A 17,524-nucleotide genomic window follows, 5' to 3' on the forward strand; every position below is an offset into this window, starting at 1 on the left:
AAACACCTGCTCGAGCCAACTCCTGAGGTTTTGCCTCTCACCTCCGAAAACGAAGCCGCCGTCGCCGCGATTTACATGCACGCGATGAATGAGATCGAATCAGAAATCTTCTTCTCGCATGACATGGCGAAGGAAGCATCCCCCCACGACGCAACCTCTTGGCAACAAAACGAATGGGGCGACGATGACGCAGCAGACCTTCCTGCCGAGCAAACATGCGACTACGCGGGCGACGACCTTTTCGAATGGCGGCGACTCGCCACCAATGCGTATCGAGACACGTCGAACTTGGAGGTCGATCTCGAACCACTCCCGATGACCGAATCCGAACGCGAAACAGCTGAAGCCTATCTGGGGTACGACGGCGCGGACGAGGACACGACCGATATCGCTCCGAAACTCAACTCCACCGAGATGAGCGATTGGCGTTACCTCATCGAAATCCTCAGCGATCGAGTGCTGTGGGACCGCGATTTCGAAACGAGCGAAACCATGCTCGATCTCGATCCCACGCAAGCATCGACCACGAAAGCAGCCATGGGAATCGAAGACGGCTATTCCATGAGCCTCGTTCCCGATCCTCCCTTCGACGAAATCCCCCGCCTTGTCTCCGAAACGCGAAAAATCGTGCGAAACAAGCCACGCTAAACATGAGGCGTTGAACAGCCGAAGTGGTCACTTCTTGATCTCCAGGCACACACCCCGGCCCCGTCTTGGCAAGATTTCGTCCACGCCCCACCTTCCCGCCCCGCCACCAGACACAAACGGCACAAGAGCCGACCAAGATTCACCGCATGCAAATCCTGATAACCAACGATGATGGCATTGATGCTCCCGGCATCGACGCACTTCATCGTGCGATCACTGACTTTCTTGCACGCCGCGAAATCAGGAACATCGATTTGCTGGTTGTCGCCCCCGACCGTGGACGAAGCGAATGCGGCCACAGCGTCACGACATCGCGGGACCTGATCGTACGACAAGAACGCCCTGGCTGGATCAGTGTCGATGGGACACCCGTGGACTGTGTTCGCGTCGCGTTGACGTGCATTTGTCCATCCGCAATCGCCGTATTTTCCGGCGTCAATGCGGGAGCCAACGTGGGGCAAGATTTAATGGTCAGCGGCACCTTCGCGGCGGCACGGGAAGCGGCCCTTCACTCAAAGCCTGCAATGGCGATTTCCCATTACCGACGGCCTGATATCCCGAAGACTTGGGACCACATCACCGAATGGCTCGAGCCGACCTTCGAGGCATTCTTTTCGAGGGAGTCGTGCAAACTCCTCACCGAAGAAACAGACGACGCATCTCGCTTTCGCGCTTCTCAAGAGCGTTCAGCGGGCGGTCAGAAATGCCGAGTTTGGAACGTAAATCTGCCTGCAATCTCACCAGAGACACCAGGACCTCCACCCGTCACGGAGTGCTTTGTTGACGAAACGCGGTTGGAAAGAAACGGACCAAGCTTGGAACCGATCTCAAGTCCCGACGCCGCCAATGATTCCAATAAACTTCCCCTGGAATCAACCGTCAGACTCACATCCGAATTCCACGACCGTCCCCGCATGGCGGGTTCCGACGTCGAACAATGCTTTGGTGGCAAGATTACCGTCAGCTACGTGGATCCCCACGTAGCCTCGAGATCGGTTTAGCGATCCAACTGGCCTGCGACAGCGATATCACGCTCGAGCATCGAACCGACGGCCGAAGGAGCACCGCTGTCTGACTTTGCCGACTTGGTCACCTGAGGAGCCAGTTCGCCACGTACGATCGAAACTTCGCGTGGAGCTTCGATTCCGATGGCAACCCGGTTTCCTGCGATTCGATTGACGGTGATCACGATGTTGTCACCGATAACGAGCTTTTCGCCTTCTTTGCGACTGAGAACCAACATGTTGAATCCTTTCTAGGGCTTCTATTAAGTAAGTGTTTAGGGGATGCTTTGCATCGTTACGCGTTAAGTGCAATCCACGGACCAGATCCGACCGAATCGTGATTTTTATTGTGAAACCTGACGCCAAAATCTGAAAAAGTGATTTTTTCCCGAGTTTTAGCTCAATGTTTGTCAAATCACGGTCGATTTAAAATGATTCAGTGATGGCACTTCGCATGTCCGATAATCGGCTGTTTTGGTCAAAACGAGACCCCGTCTCAACGTGAGACAGTTTTGGGTTTCAAAAGTGAGTCATTCGCTTGACACAAGTAGTATCTGCCAGGGGTGTGACACGTTTGGTCAGGGCAACCTGAAACAGGCCAAAAAATGTTCGCCTATCCAGGCCGAACCCATCTTGAAGCCAAGGATCGACGAAGTTAACATCTCGCCCTCACGAGTGAGCAAACGACGAAAGTCACCGCCCACCCCAATCCCCTGTAGCTCAGTTGGTAGAGCAGGCGGCTGTTAACCGCCTTGTCACAGGTTCGAGTCCTGTCGGGGGAGCTTAGTGGCTATGCCACCCAAAGCCGATGCGAGACATACCCAGTCATTTACGGGGTTTTCTCTTATCGGCTTTTTTTGTGTCTCGGGGTTTCTTCCCTTAGCCTGCACCGTCGGTGGTGGATTTCGTGGTGCTTTTTGTGGTGTCTTTTCGGCGACCACCTCCGCGTTGTCATCGGCCATCGACTTGGGGGCTGCCGGCGACGCCGTGGTCACGCCGATGATTTTTGCACCATCGACGACAGCGCGGTCGAAACTCGCCTGCATCGTCATTGCGTAATGCTTATTTGCCACGTCCGGTGAATTGCCAAGCCAGCTTGTTACGTCCTTGGCGGGATAGTGGGCGAGCAATTCGGTTTCGCGGGTCGCCCGTAGGTTCTGCATCAACTTCGGCCACGGGACCAAACCGGCGCGGGTGACGATCTTTTCCAGCGTCGTCAGGACGTTGGCGTCGGCGGCGTACCGTGTAACCACGAGTTCGGCACCGTCTGGGGCGTATTCCTTTGCTCGCAGCAAATGAGGACGCAATTCGGGGAAGATTGGACAGCGACGAATCGGAGGCGTCTTATTGCTCCGCACGATCATCGTATTGTTGGGCAGGTCGATGTCCTCCCATCGTTGGATGCGTGTTTCGTGCGATCGCATTCCCGCGTAGCGAGCAAAGGCCAGCATGATCCGCCAATCTTCGCAGGGGGCCTTTCGGATGCACGCTTCGATCCAATCCCCCGGCACCATGAAAAGACGATCATCATTGCCCGTGACGGCCGATGCTTCGCCTTCAAACGGATTGCGGCTTATCAACTCATGCTTGACGGCCGATCCGAAAAACTGCTTGCACCGTCCGATCGTTCGCCGCACGGTATTCAGCGCAAGTCCTGTTTCGTACTTCTTCCGTTCGTTGCCGTTGGTTTGCAGCCACTTACGATAGGTTTCCGCGTCCCCGGCCGTGAACGTGTCGATACGCTTGTCATCGCCAAACTTATGGCAGAGGCTTCGCGCCGTGACGGTCAACAGTTCGATCGTTCGCGGTGAACCGGGGTGATCGGCGATGTAATCGTCGCACCATTTACGGATCGTCGGGACCAAGTCCGGCTCGGGTTCGGGCTCCGCAACTTTTCGGGGTGCTGCAAGTCCCTTTTTAACAAACTTGGCGTACAGCTTTTCAGGCAGGTCTGCGAGCCACTGGGCGACGTCGCGGTCGGGGTCCGCTCCGCAAATCTGCCGGCCGACAATGTGGTCGATCTTTCGGGCGATGCTTTCAGCGTCACGCTTAGCGATCTTGCCGGGGTAGATGCTTTGCGGGTGGTCATCGGCGTCCGTAAAACGGATTTCGATTGTCTTGTTCTTTTTCTGCACAACAGTAGCCATCGTGTTCATCTCCACGATTCATCAAAGGTAAAAAGAGCAACGGCGGGCCGGTTGATGAAGACCGGTTTTCGGGGATCAGCCTAGCCGTTGCGTTTGCCAGTGTAGCGGGTGGTGTCGCGGTAGCCAACAAAACATCCGCAGAGCTTGCACGTTGCACGTACCCAGCCCGGCCGGCGATCAACCGGCACTTCGATGTAGTTGTCGGGGTCGTTGTGGGGCCGGCATCGACTCCGCAGAGCTTCCAGAATTTCCGTCTTGGATTCACGAAGGGCCACCACGTCGTCGTCGGTCAGTGATCCGGCCGGGGCATCCAGTTCGATCGAACCACGGGCGACCGTGACCACCACGCCACGCGCCGAAAGGTCGGAAAGCATGGTTCCCACGTTCATATCGCCACCCTCACCCTGTCGTTTTCGCGGGCGTCGAAACCCGGTGACAATGGTGACGGGGGCTTTGTCGTTTGGTCGTCACCATTGTCACCACCTTTGACCGTTTGCTGATTCGGTGGTTTGCCGGTGACATAGGGCGAAACCGCATAGGTAACACGTCCGCCAACCTTGGGGCCGGCCAACTTCGCGATGTGGTTGGTTGATTCGAGCCAATCCAACGCAGCATCCAGACGTAACGGTTGCCCCGTGAATCGACGATGCCCATGACGCTGGGCATCACGGCGGGCAAACGTGGATTCGTCCGGCCGGTCATTCCGCAACCATCGCAACAGATACTCCGCATCATCGCGGGCTTCATCTTCCGATGCGGCCAGCAAATCCATCGCCGCGGCGGCATGGGGGATTGCCCATCGTGCAATTCGCTGGGCCGCTTCGATGGTCCCCACGTCGATGTCGTGGCTCAGACCGTCCCCACGTCGCCCCGCACAATGCAGGATCCCGGCGATACGCAAAGTTGCCCCAGCCAGCTTTCCGCCCCAGTCCTTCATCGGTGCCAGCGAACCCGAACCCAACTCACTTTCGATTGACTCGCAAAACACCTTGAACGTCTCCATTGCATCGGTTGCGAGCTTGATCCGGTGCGGTTGGCCGTCTTCATCCGGCTCAACCATCGCCATCGTCTTGACGGTGTGGGAATAAGCCAGCGACACCACGTCCGAAACCGGCGGGGTAGCGATCTTGCGGCGACCAATCCACGATTTCGGGATCGCATACAGGAAACGACCAAGCAAGCCACGCCCACGGAATGCGGGATTCTCGGCGATGCCCCGTATCACCTCGGGCTGAATCGCCAATGCCATCGTCAGCGCGGGTGATTCGAGTTTGACCGGACCCCGCATCACACGTTGAACCGAAACCGCATCACCACTATGCCCCATCAGATAGACGTTGATATCGGTGGTGCCGGAATACTTGCCTGCCATCAAGTCAAAAACTCCCCCTTCGGCCGACATGCTTGCAAGCCGTTCTCCATTGGCCTGCATCAAGATCGCCAGTTTTTCCGATGTGGCATCATCCACCATCAACGTCGGTTCCTCCGGCTTCGTACAGGTCGCCAGATGCTTCGCGAGTTCTCGGGCTTCCAACTTCGCATCCTCGCGTTTGGTCGCGTCTGCATTTTCCGCAGCGGTCTTTTCGAGCTTGGCAAGACGCTTCTCAGCTTGCCGGTATTCGCTCAATTCCGCGGCGACCGTTTCGGCTGAATCCTCACGCAATTTGTCTTCCACTTCACGCAACGGACGGGTCGCGTCAGCGAAAACGGCGCTCTTGCGGTTTGCCGGATCCAGAATCGCGGCGACGTACAGGTTGCAGGGTTCCGACCAACCCGGCCATGCTTCCACCGTGACACGCCTGGCGAGTGTCGCGGCACAAACGGCCAACGCCAGCAGCGCGGCCATATCGGCGGGCGTCTGGGTCGCTTCGGATTCTTGGGCTACCCAGTTCGCCAGTACGGACGGCAACGCATCGACAGGAAACACGGGCAGGTCCGGTTGACCGATCGGCTCGGGTTCCCGCCAATCAATCGCCGGCGGCATCTTGGACGCCAGCGCGAGCAACTGGGCATCAATGTCCTCGGGACTGACTTCGGCGTCGTCGGTGATCGCGGGTAACTTCGCCACCACCGCGTCGATGAACCGGCGGCGGTCGTCAGCACGATCGACAAAAAGAACATCGCGATGAACTTCTTTTTCGCCAAGTGTGACGACGATGACGTGGCAACCATCGGGGGCAATGTTGGCGACCACCAAATCTAGTTTTGATTCGCTCATTGTTCGCCCTCCTTGCCAAGCGTCAGCGAGCGAACACGGGCGGCATGGACCACCGCTAGAACTTCGTCCGCAGTCGCGCCATTACGAACCCAGTCTCGGGCGTCATTGATGCCAGCCGGCGGAAAGATGATCCGCACTCGGGCACAAACCGTGACTAATGCCACGGCCAGTGATTCGGCACCACGCTTGCCTGCACCGTTAGCATCGTCGTCGGCGACGATGACTACTTCGCTCGGGTGCAATCGTTTGACGAGATTGGTCGTGATCGCAACGGCACCGTTGCAAGACGGCCGGCCGATGCAATCGAAACCAATCGAGAGCAATGCAGCGCAATCGGTAGGCCCCTCTGCGATAAAAAGACGGTCCATGCCGGTTGACAATTCGGCCGGGCAAAAGACGCCAGCACTGCCACCGACAACGCTCCATTTTTTGCCCGTCTTCATGCATCGCAGTCGAACCCCTACCACGTTGCCGTGGTGATCGACCATTGGCCACGTCGTCGCCTTATCTTGCGATGACCAACCAACTCTCAACCGCATCAACTCCGCAGCCGGCAATCCCAACTTGCTTTCGAGCCGTGACCACCATTGTGATTTCATCGCACCATGCCAGCGATCAACCAACCGCCCCAAATCCTTCTTCTGACTGGCACTTGATCGCAGGGGCACTGACTGACGCAGCGGCGGCCGATCCGCCTCGATAGTCGTGTCGGTCAATCCAAGCCAGCCAGCGAGCCACTGACAAGCCGTAGCGGCGTCACAATCGAGCAACCATTGCAAGGTCGCGATACCATCGCCGGGTCGCGGATCGGTGCCAGCATTGAAGCAACCACGACACTGAACGCTACCACGATCGTTCACGTCCTTGAACGCGGTGAACCGATCGCTGCCACCACAACGCGGGCATGCTTGCCCGCGCCCATTGAACGTGTCGTGATCGACGCCAGCGGCATCGTGGAAGATGTCCTTCCAACGTCCTGACGCAGCCGTTTTGAGTTCATCAAACGACGGCCAGGTGGTATGATGTCGGTGACGGTCCCCACTGTCACCACGTTTTCGGGGGTTACTGCTCATGGCGGTTGCCCCCTTTCTCTTGGATGCTCGCCAGAACCCAAAGCCGCTTGATACCGCAATGGTGCTTCGATGTGACGCTAGTGCGGAAACCGGCTTCCACGATCTCCCCATCTCGTTTCATCTTGGCGACATACACGCCAAATATTCGGCTATCAAAGCCATCCGGGGTTTCTACCTGCTTGCATGCATCCTCGACAGCAACTTTCCGACCGGTGGAAAGCATTTCACGGAAAACAGTCAGGAACCGTTGAATCGTCTTTTTAGTGCTGTTCTTTCTCATCTCAGCAACCCTCCGAATTGTCGGTGGTGCTGCTGTCGATGTGAGCCACCAGGACGGAGGTGCGAAAACGAACGCTGCCACCGATGACGACTTTCGCATCGGCGGGCAGGACTCCTTCAAGCAACCAGCGGTCAATCGTCCGCGTCGTTGTGGCGTAAAACTCAGCCGTCTGTTTCTTGGTAATCAGCGGCGGGTATGCCTCCTGAACACTTTTCAGGATCGTGTGTGTTGATGCTGCCATATTTGGCACTCTCCATCGTGAGTCTGGATTGACTCGCACCGAACAAACGTTGTTTGGTGCGACGATGAAAAGTCTCTACGCCGATTCTGGGATAGCTGGGATTAATCCCAGTTCAACCGGGGTGCTGATCAGACGAGACAATCAAAGAACGATTCTCACCTTGTAAGAAAATTTTAGAAAAACAAAACGCGGTGCTGGGATTAATCCCAGTCCTCTGTGCCGGGAACCAAAATCCCAGCTTTCAGGCGTCGATCAATCTCATCTTCGAGCGACTTCACCCACTGTTTTGTTTGGTTCACGGTGTACCCATACTTGTTTGCGGTTCTGCGATCAGTGCCACGCAGTTTTCCCCAAGCGGTCTTCCCGTCCTCATATTCGTTTTCTTCGAGCCACCATTCCAGCTTTTGCCCCGATGGCTTGCCGGCATCATTCCAAGCCAACCGCAACCGGGCCGCTTGTAGGTACGGGACTAGCTTGTCGGCTTTGATGCCAGACACCTTTTTGGGCTTGGTTTTGTTACCATCTTTCTTCGTGGGCTCCGTCGATTGCGTGGCGAAAGAACTCTGTTCTCGCTTGCCTGCCAATTCAAACGCTCGCCGCTTCCGCCACGCACGCAACGCATTCAGGACGGCTTCTGCACCAGATTCGTCTTTCGCAAAGCTATGCGGACGGCGTTTGAAAACTGCTTCGCCACCGTTGATCCGCCGGACAACTACCCCATCAGCGAGCGGAAACACAAATGGTTCCCAGCCTGCATTTGCAGCAAGATGTTGGATGTTTTTTAGATATTTGGCATCGGACGGCGTCCCCACTTTGTATTGCTCGATGGGGGCCCATGCTTTCCCAGGGCGCTCTTCCATTGCGTTGATTAGAACGTTGAGCTGATTCCAGAGATCGTCGTCACAGTCCTCAGGGCGAAAGCCTTGTGATTTCGCAAACGAATCTTCTGCTACGGATGTGGCGTCGCTAGTGTTATCTCGGTCGCGCGCGCGAGAGACCACATGCGTTTCTTGTTGCGTGTTTTGCACCTGATCTTCGGTTTCCAATCGGAAAACGTCGAACTTGGATTTCTCTCGCTCGCGTTTCTTTGCGCCATCGGGATCGTCAGGGTCAAATAATCGATCCTGATGGTTTCTGCGCAGGTATTCGGCAAAAGTCGCGTTTTCGCCGAATCGCTTACAGGCATTTCGGTATTCCTCGTGTTCCATTAACAACCATACTGGATCTTCCCCAGTCGCGAGTTTGACGCCTGTCAGGCCTTCCAAATACATCGCCGCTACAAAGGGATCACTCTTCACGAATTTCTCGGGGTAGTAGCCCTGAGACGGAACGGGATCATTTGTCAGGGCGAGCGAATAGACGCGGCACAAATCAATTTTCAGTGATCGCCCGTCCGTAGTTCTTCGCCACATCCATTCGTCCAACACCGAAACAACGATGTCCGAATATACTTCGCACATGTGAACGAAAGACTGCGGGTGTCCATCACGAATAGATTCCGCGATCAATGGACTGCCATCAGGTTGCAACGAACGAAAAACTTCGTCATCGCCAATTTCTGCCACGTTAGTAGGGGCTCTTGGTTCAGCGTTTGGGCAATCGAGATCGTGTCTCCGTAGTGGCTGCCGAAAACAAACGTCATCAAAGATCAAACCGACGTTGCATTCGTAACGGTCGAACGGAATCCGACTACATCGCAAATTCGTTTGCAGTTCGTCGTAGATAGCGGGCACCGTCTTAGACCACGTGGTCGAGATCATTGCGTTCTCTGAATAGCCAACCCATTCAATGAAAATTGGTTCTGGGCCGTCGAAGATGCAAGCCTCCCCCGAGTCCCAGTTCCCTAACCTCCCGAGCGTTCGGAGCAATTCAAGAAAAACATCTTGCTCGGTACTACCGTCGACGGCGACAGACTTAACGGGGATGCCTACCAACTCGTTTTCAAACCGCTCGATTGCACGTGCAAGATCGTAAAGTCGAGATTGCAAATCGATTAGTTGCCACGGGGACGGTCGGAAGCACTTAGGTAGCCACGATGTCGTTGCGTCGTTTTCTAGCTCAGGCAACTCGGGAAGACTGGCTAGCCTGTTTCCAATAGCGATAGCTTTGTCGTTCAAGACAGCCAGGTTTTCTATGGCCCCCGCGATCAACCCAATTGGTCCCGAAATTTTCAAAGCGTGAAGCATATCGCCAGCGATTTTGGCGGCTCCGCAGACTTCGTTAGCCAGTTGGCAAGGTGCCATCTCACTGTTACCGCGGGCTAAGTATGAGATAGAGCCCATAAACTCTCGGTCGATGGCTTGGACAGCTTTTAGCTTCTCGACGCAATGAACTAGCAAATCATCTCGCTTTACCGGCGTGTCGGCTGATTGCGCACGCTCGATTGTGTCATTTAGATCAAACACGGACTGACAAACGCCTCTCGCGGCGAGAATCGTTTCGTCATCTAACTGGACCGGTTCCGAACCCATCTTCACCCTTTCATCGATTAGGGCCGATCCATCCGGCGCGGCGGAAAAGGGGACGCCGGGAACCGGGCGAATCGTGCGGCCGGAGCTACCGGCCTACCCATAGAAGTCATCGCGGGTCAGGCGACGACGAAAACTGCGGGCGACCAAACCCGCGAACTCTATTTTGCCGTTCCAGAAGCTAGTTCGCCACTCCTCGGATTTACGCTGATTCGCGATGGGCTCGGAGCGGCGCGAATAAGTGGGGTGGGGGTGATGCCAATTCGCCCTGCACTTACACAAGAATCAACCAGTGGGCGGGAATGAACCCGCAGAACAAACCGCCGGAAGGACCCAAGCGGCCCCATCCGCGACATCGACCAAAAGGCCTATTTGCTGGCCGCAATTTCACAGACGGGCTCTGCGGTCATGTGGCATCATCACAGCAAAAAACAACCGCCCCCCGGTGCCCGATCGTTATGCCGGACGGACTCTCTCTCAGCCAAGCGGGGCTGGGAATCGCCTGGGACGCCAACAACCATCGGGGAGGACCCAAAGGGGAGCGTGCATAACCTCCCCCTGACCCCCACAAGCGAAAGCGTGCATAGCGTCTCCCTCCCCGCCACACGCACACGCCGGACGGTGTCCGAACATGCCTGGGCTGAATCTTACCGCAGCATCGGACGAACAGGCAAAGGGACCCAAAAGGCCCCACCCCAACCGCAAAAAAATCCATTTTGCTGCAATGGTGAAGCGATCCGGCCAACGATAGGTCGCCGGCCGGCCTATTGTCAGAAATATGGGGTAGGGGGAGGCACCAACCGAAGCGAAGGCGTTTTGCAAATTTCGTAATCAGAGATAGGCCGCGGTGAAGCTACCCACAACATTCAAACCGCTGGCAAGGACCCAAAAAACAATCAAGTAGTGGCGACTTGCAATCGCGTCAACAATTCAGCCAACTCGGTATCGTCCAGGTGGTCGCGGATGCACTCGGCAAACATTGCGGCCGGGGTGGTGGATTTCGTGGTGCTTTCGTCGTCGCCCTCGAAAACCCCCGTAATTCCCGCGTCGGGGAAGTCCTGTCGGGGGAGTGCGTTTTCAGTTTTTCCTTGTTGAGGTCCTCTGCGTTTGCAACAACCTGAATGAGTATAAGTGCGCAAAGGATGGTTCCGAGTCTTGCCATTTGTCGCCTGCTAGGTTTGAGAACGGTGCTGTCTGCCTCGATGATATCGAAGTTGTTGTGATAGGGCAAAATTGGCTGAACTTCGTTTCATTTGCGACATCGCTGGAGTCTTTGCAGTACGCTTGCACATCATAGATGGCAAATCTCTTAACGCCTTCTTCACCAAAAACAGTGCGATTCCGGAAATCGTCGCACACGGATCTGCCAAGATTTGGGCAACTTGAGCTGCAAATGCTCCCCCTCTAGTGGCACCTCGATACTGGCTTTCCTAAACTGCGTATCTGCACAGATTTCTCCAGAGTTCAAGCAAGGGGCGATTTTCATGAGCCGAGTCCTTTCGTTTTTGGTGTTCTACTTTTGTTCAAGCTTGCCGTTAAGCGTTGTAGCGCAGGATCTTGGGCGTTGGAAAAACATCGCCAGCTTTCGTCCTTCGGAGTCGATCCAGAAAGCGGTACAGGCGCGTGGGGACTCGTGGACCGTGCATCGAATTGAGGATGGCATTGGCCCGATCAATCTGGACTTCTATCCGATCCGCGTGGAGAAGATGCCAAAAATCGATGGCAAGCGTTCTTCCGCGCCGCAGCTACTTGAGTACGTCCGCACAAATCTAAACGACTTCGTCGAGACCGACATAGCATTGTTTCGGGAGTTCAAAGGCGTCGACAAGACAAAGTGGCTGTCCGCGTCTCCGGAGGGAGCGATCTTGATCGTCGATATTGAAATGATGCTGGGATTGAAGGACAGAGCCCCGGTAGTCGCTTCACTCGTGACGCCCGGTGAATGGAGATTTTCGACTGTTCGTGGTGGCGAGGCGGAGAGCAGTGATCCTTCAGCTCACCCGGTTGCTGGCAATCGAGCGTTTGGATTTGTCGGTGGTGATTCAGGGCCGTGGACGTTCTACACAGTCGGAGCGGATCGAGCGAATCGAATCGTAGACGCACTCGCTACTGCTAAGGTAATAGGAGAGCCCGGGTTTAAAGCGGCTGACAAACTTTGGCGCTCGTTCCAGACTAAGCTGGTCGCCTTCATCAATGATCATGGAGGTAAAGCATCTGTAGATTCAACAAAGATCATCTCCAAGCGTTATGACTGGGGCGAAATTTCCAAGAACAAGTCCGTATACGACACCAGCGGTCAACCGGCCTGGGTTCCCGTTCCACAGTAGTAGTGCTTTGCTGCAGCTAGCGATAACAATGACTGGTATCAAGCTTCCATTCCGAGAACGCGGAGATGACGCTTGGTAAAATCTGGCAATGCCTTTGCGTGAGCAAATCGGATGCAGAAAAAAAAACAATATCTCTTACTTGGACTAGCGGTCATCGTAGGCATGGCTTCGGTTGCAGCAATCAAGTTTCTTGGTCCATCGCGGCCCACCAAGCCGCAAACTACAACGAACAAGGAATTCGGTACTCCTTATCTGCTTGCTAGTTTGTCCAAGGACGGCGAGAGCTGGCTCAATTCACTTGTTGCTGCGGCTGAGCTACTGCAAAAGGATACCACCAACGTTTCCGATTCTCCATTGAATGGCTATCTGTATTCCGAGTTCGACCCTGCATTTCTTCGCTATGTTCTTAACACAGTTCAGTTTCTGCGAAGCTTTGATGAATTTAATGAATACCTATCGGCGAGATCATCTGCGGACGCGCGGGAAATCCTTCGAAACAGGTTGATGTCCGCAGTTGAATTTCGAGCTTCGGAGATCGTTAGGCATCTGGACGCATACTCTAGGCAACCTGAGGACGGTGCAGATGTCCAAGCGTGGGCGGAATCGAAGTCGTTTTCGGAATTGTTGCGCAAGGATGAATTCCTGAGCATAGTCGAGGGGATGAATCAGGACGGGTTGCGCGAAACCGTGACGTGCTACAAGTTTTCCGCAACGTATTTTGACAGATATCTATTGCCTGCAATTGACGTTCTAAGGATGTCCAAGATCAGCTCAGGGCGCCTCGGAGACGCGGAGGTCCTTGCAGCCCTGGCGTTTGTGAAGCTAGCCGCAGACTACAGAGAGATTGGTAAGGAAGCGAAAAACAAAACGTCGCGACCTGAAACCGAGGATGAAGAACTTCTTTCCGACGTTGAAATTGTTCATCGTCTACTTCTGAGCGATATTCCAGCGGACGCCGATACCCAATCACTTTCGGAGTTGGCGCTGAACGCGATTCAACGCGTTCCCCAGATTGCCTCGGACAGTCGGTTAATGCGGAGGTGGCTGGAGCAATCGCCGTTGGTTTTAGTTCGTGCCAATAAACTCTGCATGGTGGGTAGGTTAGTGCTGAGCGACCCACAATCACCCGATACCACATTGGATGCTAAACAATCGCTTCGTAGTCTTGGTGTTCAGCTTGGTGCGGCGCTCAATAAACGAGACGGCAAAGACCATTTTTCGGAGATTCTAGCTCAACCACTTGCTCAAGTTGAGCCAACTGAGCCTGAGGTAACTCGCGTTACGGGCGTCGAACTCTTAGGCACGGGGCTAACTTTGACGCTGGACTCAATTCCACTCGCAGAGTTGTTTCACGAAGACAAAAACACATCCAGGACTTGGCCAACAGTTCCTCCCGAGGAGCTGTTAAAGAGTAAATTGGCTATTGACGAACAAGCGTTGGCGCTTGCGTTATCAGGTGCGTCACAAGAAGTTGGCCGTCAGCTTCCTTGGCGCTGCTTCAAGTATGTGTCTGGTGAACGTGCAAGCGGAAATGCGCTTACAATTTCGTGTCGATTGGATGCGGACCTCTCAAAATTCTGCCTGAATTGTGATAAAGGCAAGGTCGAGTTCTCGTTGCCAGTGCATGACCTTGAAGCGATTCAATTCATAGAGGGGGTAGAAGCAGCGAACGCGATTATCGCCGCTGCTGAAAGGCAGCAAACACAAGGTCTGAGGCTCGCCACCGAGAAGTTGAGCGAATCCACCAGCAACAACTTGCGATCACCGCCTACCGAACGACTTCGCGAATTTCTTATCCGAAACATCAAATTGGAGATAGCGAGTACCAATCCAGTATCCACGATGGAACTCGGCGAACTAACGCAAGAGCCGCAACTACATGTTGATGAGATTGAGTTTTTTGACTCTGGGCACTTCGCCATTCCGAATCTTGATGCCATTGCAAATCCTCAGGGTGTCGTTCGTTTCGGCGACGTGCTTTGGTACTGCCACAAGAATTCGAGAGCTGCTAAGCGTCTGCGCGACGAATTTGAAACGCTTGTCGGCGAAACAGGGATAGCTCCATCCACATTTGGTCGCTTGATCGATGCGATGGAAAGGACTGAAAAAGTATCGGCCAGTGACTTCGGAGTCTCTCAGACTAATCGTGATGCCGTCGCCAAGGCAGTGCTATTTCGATTGGCACTATCAAGACTTGAAAGAAGTGGCATCGCGGAAGTCGCGTTGGGCAAGGTTAGTTCCCGGCGCGACGTACCGCACATCTCGCTTCATGAGCTTGGAGACGTCTCGCAGGTCGAGGATTTCCTAGAGCAATTGCTGACAGTTGAGGCTCAACAACTGCGAGATGCAATCGACGATGCCCTAGTGGTTGAGTCGGTCAGTGACCCACGTATCGTTGAATTATTGGTCGATGCAATTCGAACCCCAATTGAGCAGGCGAGGCAGAGAGGTGAGATCCCAGATCCAGAAACGGAAGAGTTTTGCGAAATTGCTTTAAAACAGCAATCGGAATTGCGAGTCCAAATTCGCAGCAAGGTGGTGACATCAAACGGAATTTTTTTTCTTGAACTCGCAAGCGGCGCCCTCAATGGCCTGGACAAAGGATGCTTGATCTTATGGCGAGTTACGCCTGGCGGCGACACTTTGCGATTCGGGAACGTCATCTGGGCACCGGAAAAATCTCGATACGCCTTCGTTTATCCGGGAAAGACGTATACGGAGCGGAACGAATCTCTCGGCCTTGACTTTCAGCTAACTGTAGAAGAAGTGATTCCGAAACCGGGCACGCTTCGATTCCGTGTTGTTACGCCAGACTCGAACACGGGAGAAGCAGATGACTGGGTCAGCAAGGCTGTCGCCTCAGTCGCAAGCTCGTATCAAGTCAAGTGGTCGAACGACAGCGATAGTGCGACAATGAGCATCTCGCCAAGCGGAGTTTCTATTTATGATCGGAATGGACAGCTCTACAAAGAGCGTGTTCGAACGGCGTTTCGAAAATGGCTTGAAGGCCGAGATTGGTACGTTGGGGCTGAGCCCGCATACAAGGAAAAAGTTGGGAGTTTTCTCGCGAACGAAATGCAGCTCTCAGTTGGAACTAATGTGGCGGATTTGCTTAGCGCCAGTGAGCCTGCGTTGTCGTTTAGTTGGCGGAATGAAGCCGTAGGTAAGTTCTCTCCGATTTCTAATAGTGTGGTTATAGGTGAAGCTGAGGAGGAAGTGGCTAAGACCGCATTTATGGTTTTCCTCAATGTGGTCGGAGAAGCGTATTCGGACATTGGAAGCGTTTTTCCAGTGCTCAGTTTAGGCACGACGCATTCGTTGCTTGCAGCGGATTCGCAATTGCCGGTGGTGGTTCAACAGCGAGACTCAGGAGCAGTTGCGGACGCGATCTTGAAGTTGCTTCGTAATACGAAGCAGGTGAGTGAGGCTGAGATCGAGAGGCTTCGATCAACGCACGCCGGCAACCCTTCGTCTGTTTTGACGGAACTATCTGAGCGAGGCTTCCTCAAGGAAGAAAACGCCTTTTGGAAGCACTGGATTTCGGCTCGCCCAGCAGGGTCTACACATATCGCTGCCAAATGGTTAGAGGAGACGACAGGCATACGAGCCACATCGGACCGTATCGCCGTCAATGTTCGTCCAATTGTTCAACAGGGGCCGTATGCCGAAACAGTACGCGAGTCAGACGGCACGTGGACAGCCCGTATCGGCCTGCCACTCGAAGGCGGAGAGCAAGTTGCAACGCTCTCCGGGATTCGAATTGGCGAAAAGGAAATCGTTGTCGACAACGAGTGGTCGATGAGAGACGGGAACTTATTAGCTCAATACCTGCAGTCGTGGTTAGGCATCCGTCAACTTTCAACTGTGAAAAACGGAACCCGACTCGAAGTCCTGCAGTCTAAGCCCCCCAATGTTAGTGACGGATCCCAACCGAAATATTTCTGTCAGTTTGCTTTGATTCTGGAGGGAAGCCAAGCAATAGAAGTTGGGTTTGAAGATGCCATTGAGCGACAGCTTGCGACACTGGACGTATTTGTCAGCGCCTACGACAACAAACTGATAGTTGATATGTCGATTGTGAGTACAGCGGAAGCTAATTCATTGCTCGCACTGGCAAATTCGGTTGGACGTGAGGCCCTCGATGAATGGAGACACCAAACTCTTGCCGTCGAAACGGTGGATGCCTTTCCGGATGGCCCGTCCAACTCGACACTACGGTTGGAGTTTCGTCCATTCGAGAGCCGCGAGCATGCGATCCCACGTATTCAAGAGCAACTGTTTCGGATCCACCAAACTACGTTCGTAGAATCTCTTTCCGAGGCAGTAAGAAGAAAGTGGGGGGCGGCTGTAATGGTGTCGGCAGATACGGCAAAAAGTCGGGTCTCTTTGACCTTCCCCCTTGCGATCGATTCATCGAGACAAAGCCAAAATCTCGATAGTGGCCTGTCTCCACCGCGTCTCAAATTTGTCAGCAACCGGGGCTTGAGTTCAGCGAGAGGAAGCGAGTGGATTGTCGAAGACGTCTCGTCGCTTATCCCACATATTCAGAAGCAAGCTGAAATGCTCGGTCTTGCTATCGATCAAGGATTCTCAACCCCAACCTTTGCATGGGATAATTCTGACGTATTTTCCGCAAACGTCGTCGTAAATGGGGAGTCCATTCGCGTGATCGCACGTGACGACGCGAGAATTGTCATCCAGCCGCAGAATCAGCAACTCCTGCAAACAGCATTACAGCGACTTGTACGGGAGAATTTGCCGTTGCTGAATGAGTGGAAAGCTTCCTTCAGGAACTCTATCGAACGACTATCGATTGGTCGGCTTGACTTTGACTTCGTTTTTGAAGAGGTCGATGTAGAGGGAAGTTTCGCGAGAATCGCGTGCACTGCGTTTACCAATGGAGTTGCTACTTCGTCACGAAGATTCGATGTCTCGCTGTTGGATCCATGGATTGACCTAAGTGCCGTGGAAAGATTCGCGAGAAACGCGTTACCCGAGATTCAACCACCGTCCAAAAAAGAAGCCAATCTCCCGTTGGGCATTCGAGCGGAAATTGTTCCTGACGATACGACTGATGTTGCCGATGACTGGCGTATTGATGTCATTTTCCCAGAACCA

The 17,524-nt window shown here is 54.2% G+C and carries 12 protein-coding genes and 1 tRNA gene; 5 read left to right on the top strand and 8 right to left on the bottom strand.

The window, feature by feature from the left end; translation table 11 throughout:
• A partial coding sequence (locus tag RSSM_RS33710) for a hypothetical protein (RefSeq protein WP_044302410.1) occupies positions 1-648 on the top strand: 648 nt, incomplete at its 5' end.
• Between the two features lie 146 nt (positions 649-794).
• A complete protein-coding gene (locus RSSM_RS12380) occupies positions 795-1,649 on the top strand; it encodes a 5'/3'-nucleotidase SurE (protein ID WP_081613764.1) in 855 nt (284 codons plus the stop codon).
• Here the strand turns inward: RSSM_RS12380 and RSSM_RS12385 are convergent.
• Complete coding sequence (locus RSSM_RS12385) at positions 1,646-1,891, bottom strand: carbon storage regulator (protein WP_008678886.1); 246 nt, start codon at positions 1,889-1,891, stop codon at positions 1,646-1,648. The genes RSSM_RS12380 and RSSM_RS12385 overlap by 4 nt on opposite strands.
• 470 nt (positions 1,892-2,361) lie before the next feature.
• Between RSSM_RS12385 and RSSM_RS12390 the strand changes: the two genes are divergently transcribed.
• A tRNA-Asn gene (locus RSSM_RS12390) sits at positions 2,362-2,434 on the top strand.
• Here RSSM_RS12390 and RSSM_RS32135 read toward each other — a convergent pair.
• The 7 genes from RSSM_RS32135 to RSSM_RS33155 all read right to left on the bottom strand — a co-directional run bounded on the left by RSSM_RS32135 (position 2,408) and on the right by RSSM_RS33155 (position 9,023).
• On the bottom strand, positions 2,408-3,808 hold the full coding sequence (locus RSSM_RS32135) for a tyrosine-type recombinase/integrase (RefSeq protein WP_008678889.1): 1,401 nt from the start codon (positions 3,806-3,808) through the stop codon (positions 2,408-2,410). The genes RSSM_RS12390 and RSSM_RS32135 overlap by 27 nt on opposite strands.
• 71 nt (positions 3,809-3,879) lie before the next feature.
• Complete coding sequence (locus RSSM_RS12405; protein WP_144059762.1) at positions 3,880-4,173, bottom strand: TubC N-terminal docking domain-related protein; 294 nt, start codon at positions 4,171-4,173, stop codon at positions 3,880-3,882.
• Positions 4,174-4,184: 11 nt separating this feature from the next.
• Entirely contained in the window at positions 4,185-6,017 is a 1,833-nt protein-coding gene (locus RSSM_RS12410) for a YfjI family protein (protein WP_008678893.1), read from the bottom strand.
• Positions 6,014-7,090 (bottom strand): primase-helicase zinc-binding domain-containing protein, encoded by a 1,077-nt coding sequence (locus RSSM_RS12415; protein ID WP_008678895.1) that lies wholly within the window; start codon positions 7,088-7,090, stop codon positions 6,014-6,016. The genes RSSM_RS12410 and RSSM_RS12415 overlap by 4 nt, the downstream gene beginning before the upstream one ends.
• Positions 7,080-7,370: a hypothetical protein gene (locus RSSM_RS33715; protein ID WP_008678897.1), complete on the bottom strand. Its 291-nt coding sequence runs from the start codon at positions 7,368-7,370 to the stop codon at positions 7,080-7,082. The genes RSSM_RS12415 and RSSM_RS33715 overlap by 11 nt, the downstream gene beginning before the upstream one ends.
• A 1-nt stretch (position 7,371) precedes the next feature.
• Positions 7,372-7,611 (bottom strand): MerR family transcriptional regulator, encoded by a 240-nt coding sequence (locus RSSM_RS12425; RefSeq protein WP_008678901.1) that lies wholly within the window; start codon positions 7,609-7,611, stop codon positions 7,372-7,374.
• Positions 7,612-7,811: 200 nt separating this feature from the next.
• On the bottom strand, positions 7,812-9,023 hold the full coding sequence (locus RSSM_RS33155) for a hypothetical protein (RefSeq protein ID WP_144059763.1): 1,212 nt from the start codon (positions 9,021-9,023) through the stop codon (positions 7,812-7,814).
• A gap of 2,540 nt (positions 9,024-11,563) precedes the next feature.
• Here RSSM_RS33155 and RSSM_RS12440 point away from each other — a divergent pair.
• Together RSSM_RS12440 and RSSM_RS12445 are read left to right on the top strand one after the other, a co-directional pair.
• Positions 11,564-12,406 (top strand): hypothetical protein, encoded by an 843-nt coding sequence (locus RSSM_RS12440; protein WP_044302414.1) that lies wholly within the window; start codon positions 11,564-11,566, stop codon positions 12,404-12,406.
• A 111-nt stretch (positions 12,407-12,517) separates the two neighbouring features.
• Positions 12,518-17,524, top strand: a 5,007-nt coding sequence (locus tag RSSM_RS12445; protein WP_008678909.1) for a hypothetical protein, incomplete at its 3' end; no start/stop codon positions are given.

The organism is Aporhodopirellula sallentina SM41, from assembly GCF_000346505.1.
In the GTDB taxonomy this organism is placed as follows: Bacteria; Planctomycetota; Planctomycetia; order Pirellulales; family Pirellulaceae; genus Rhodopirellula; species Rhodopirellula sallentina.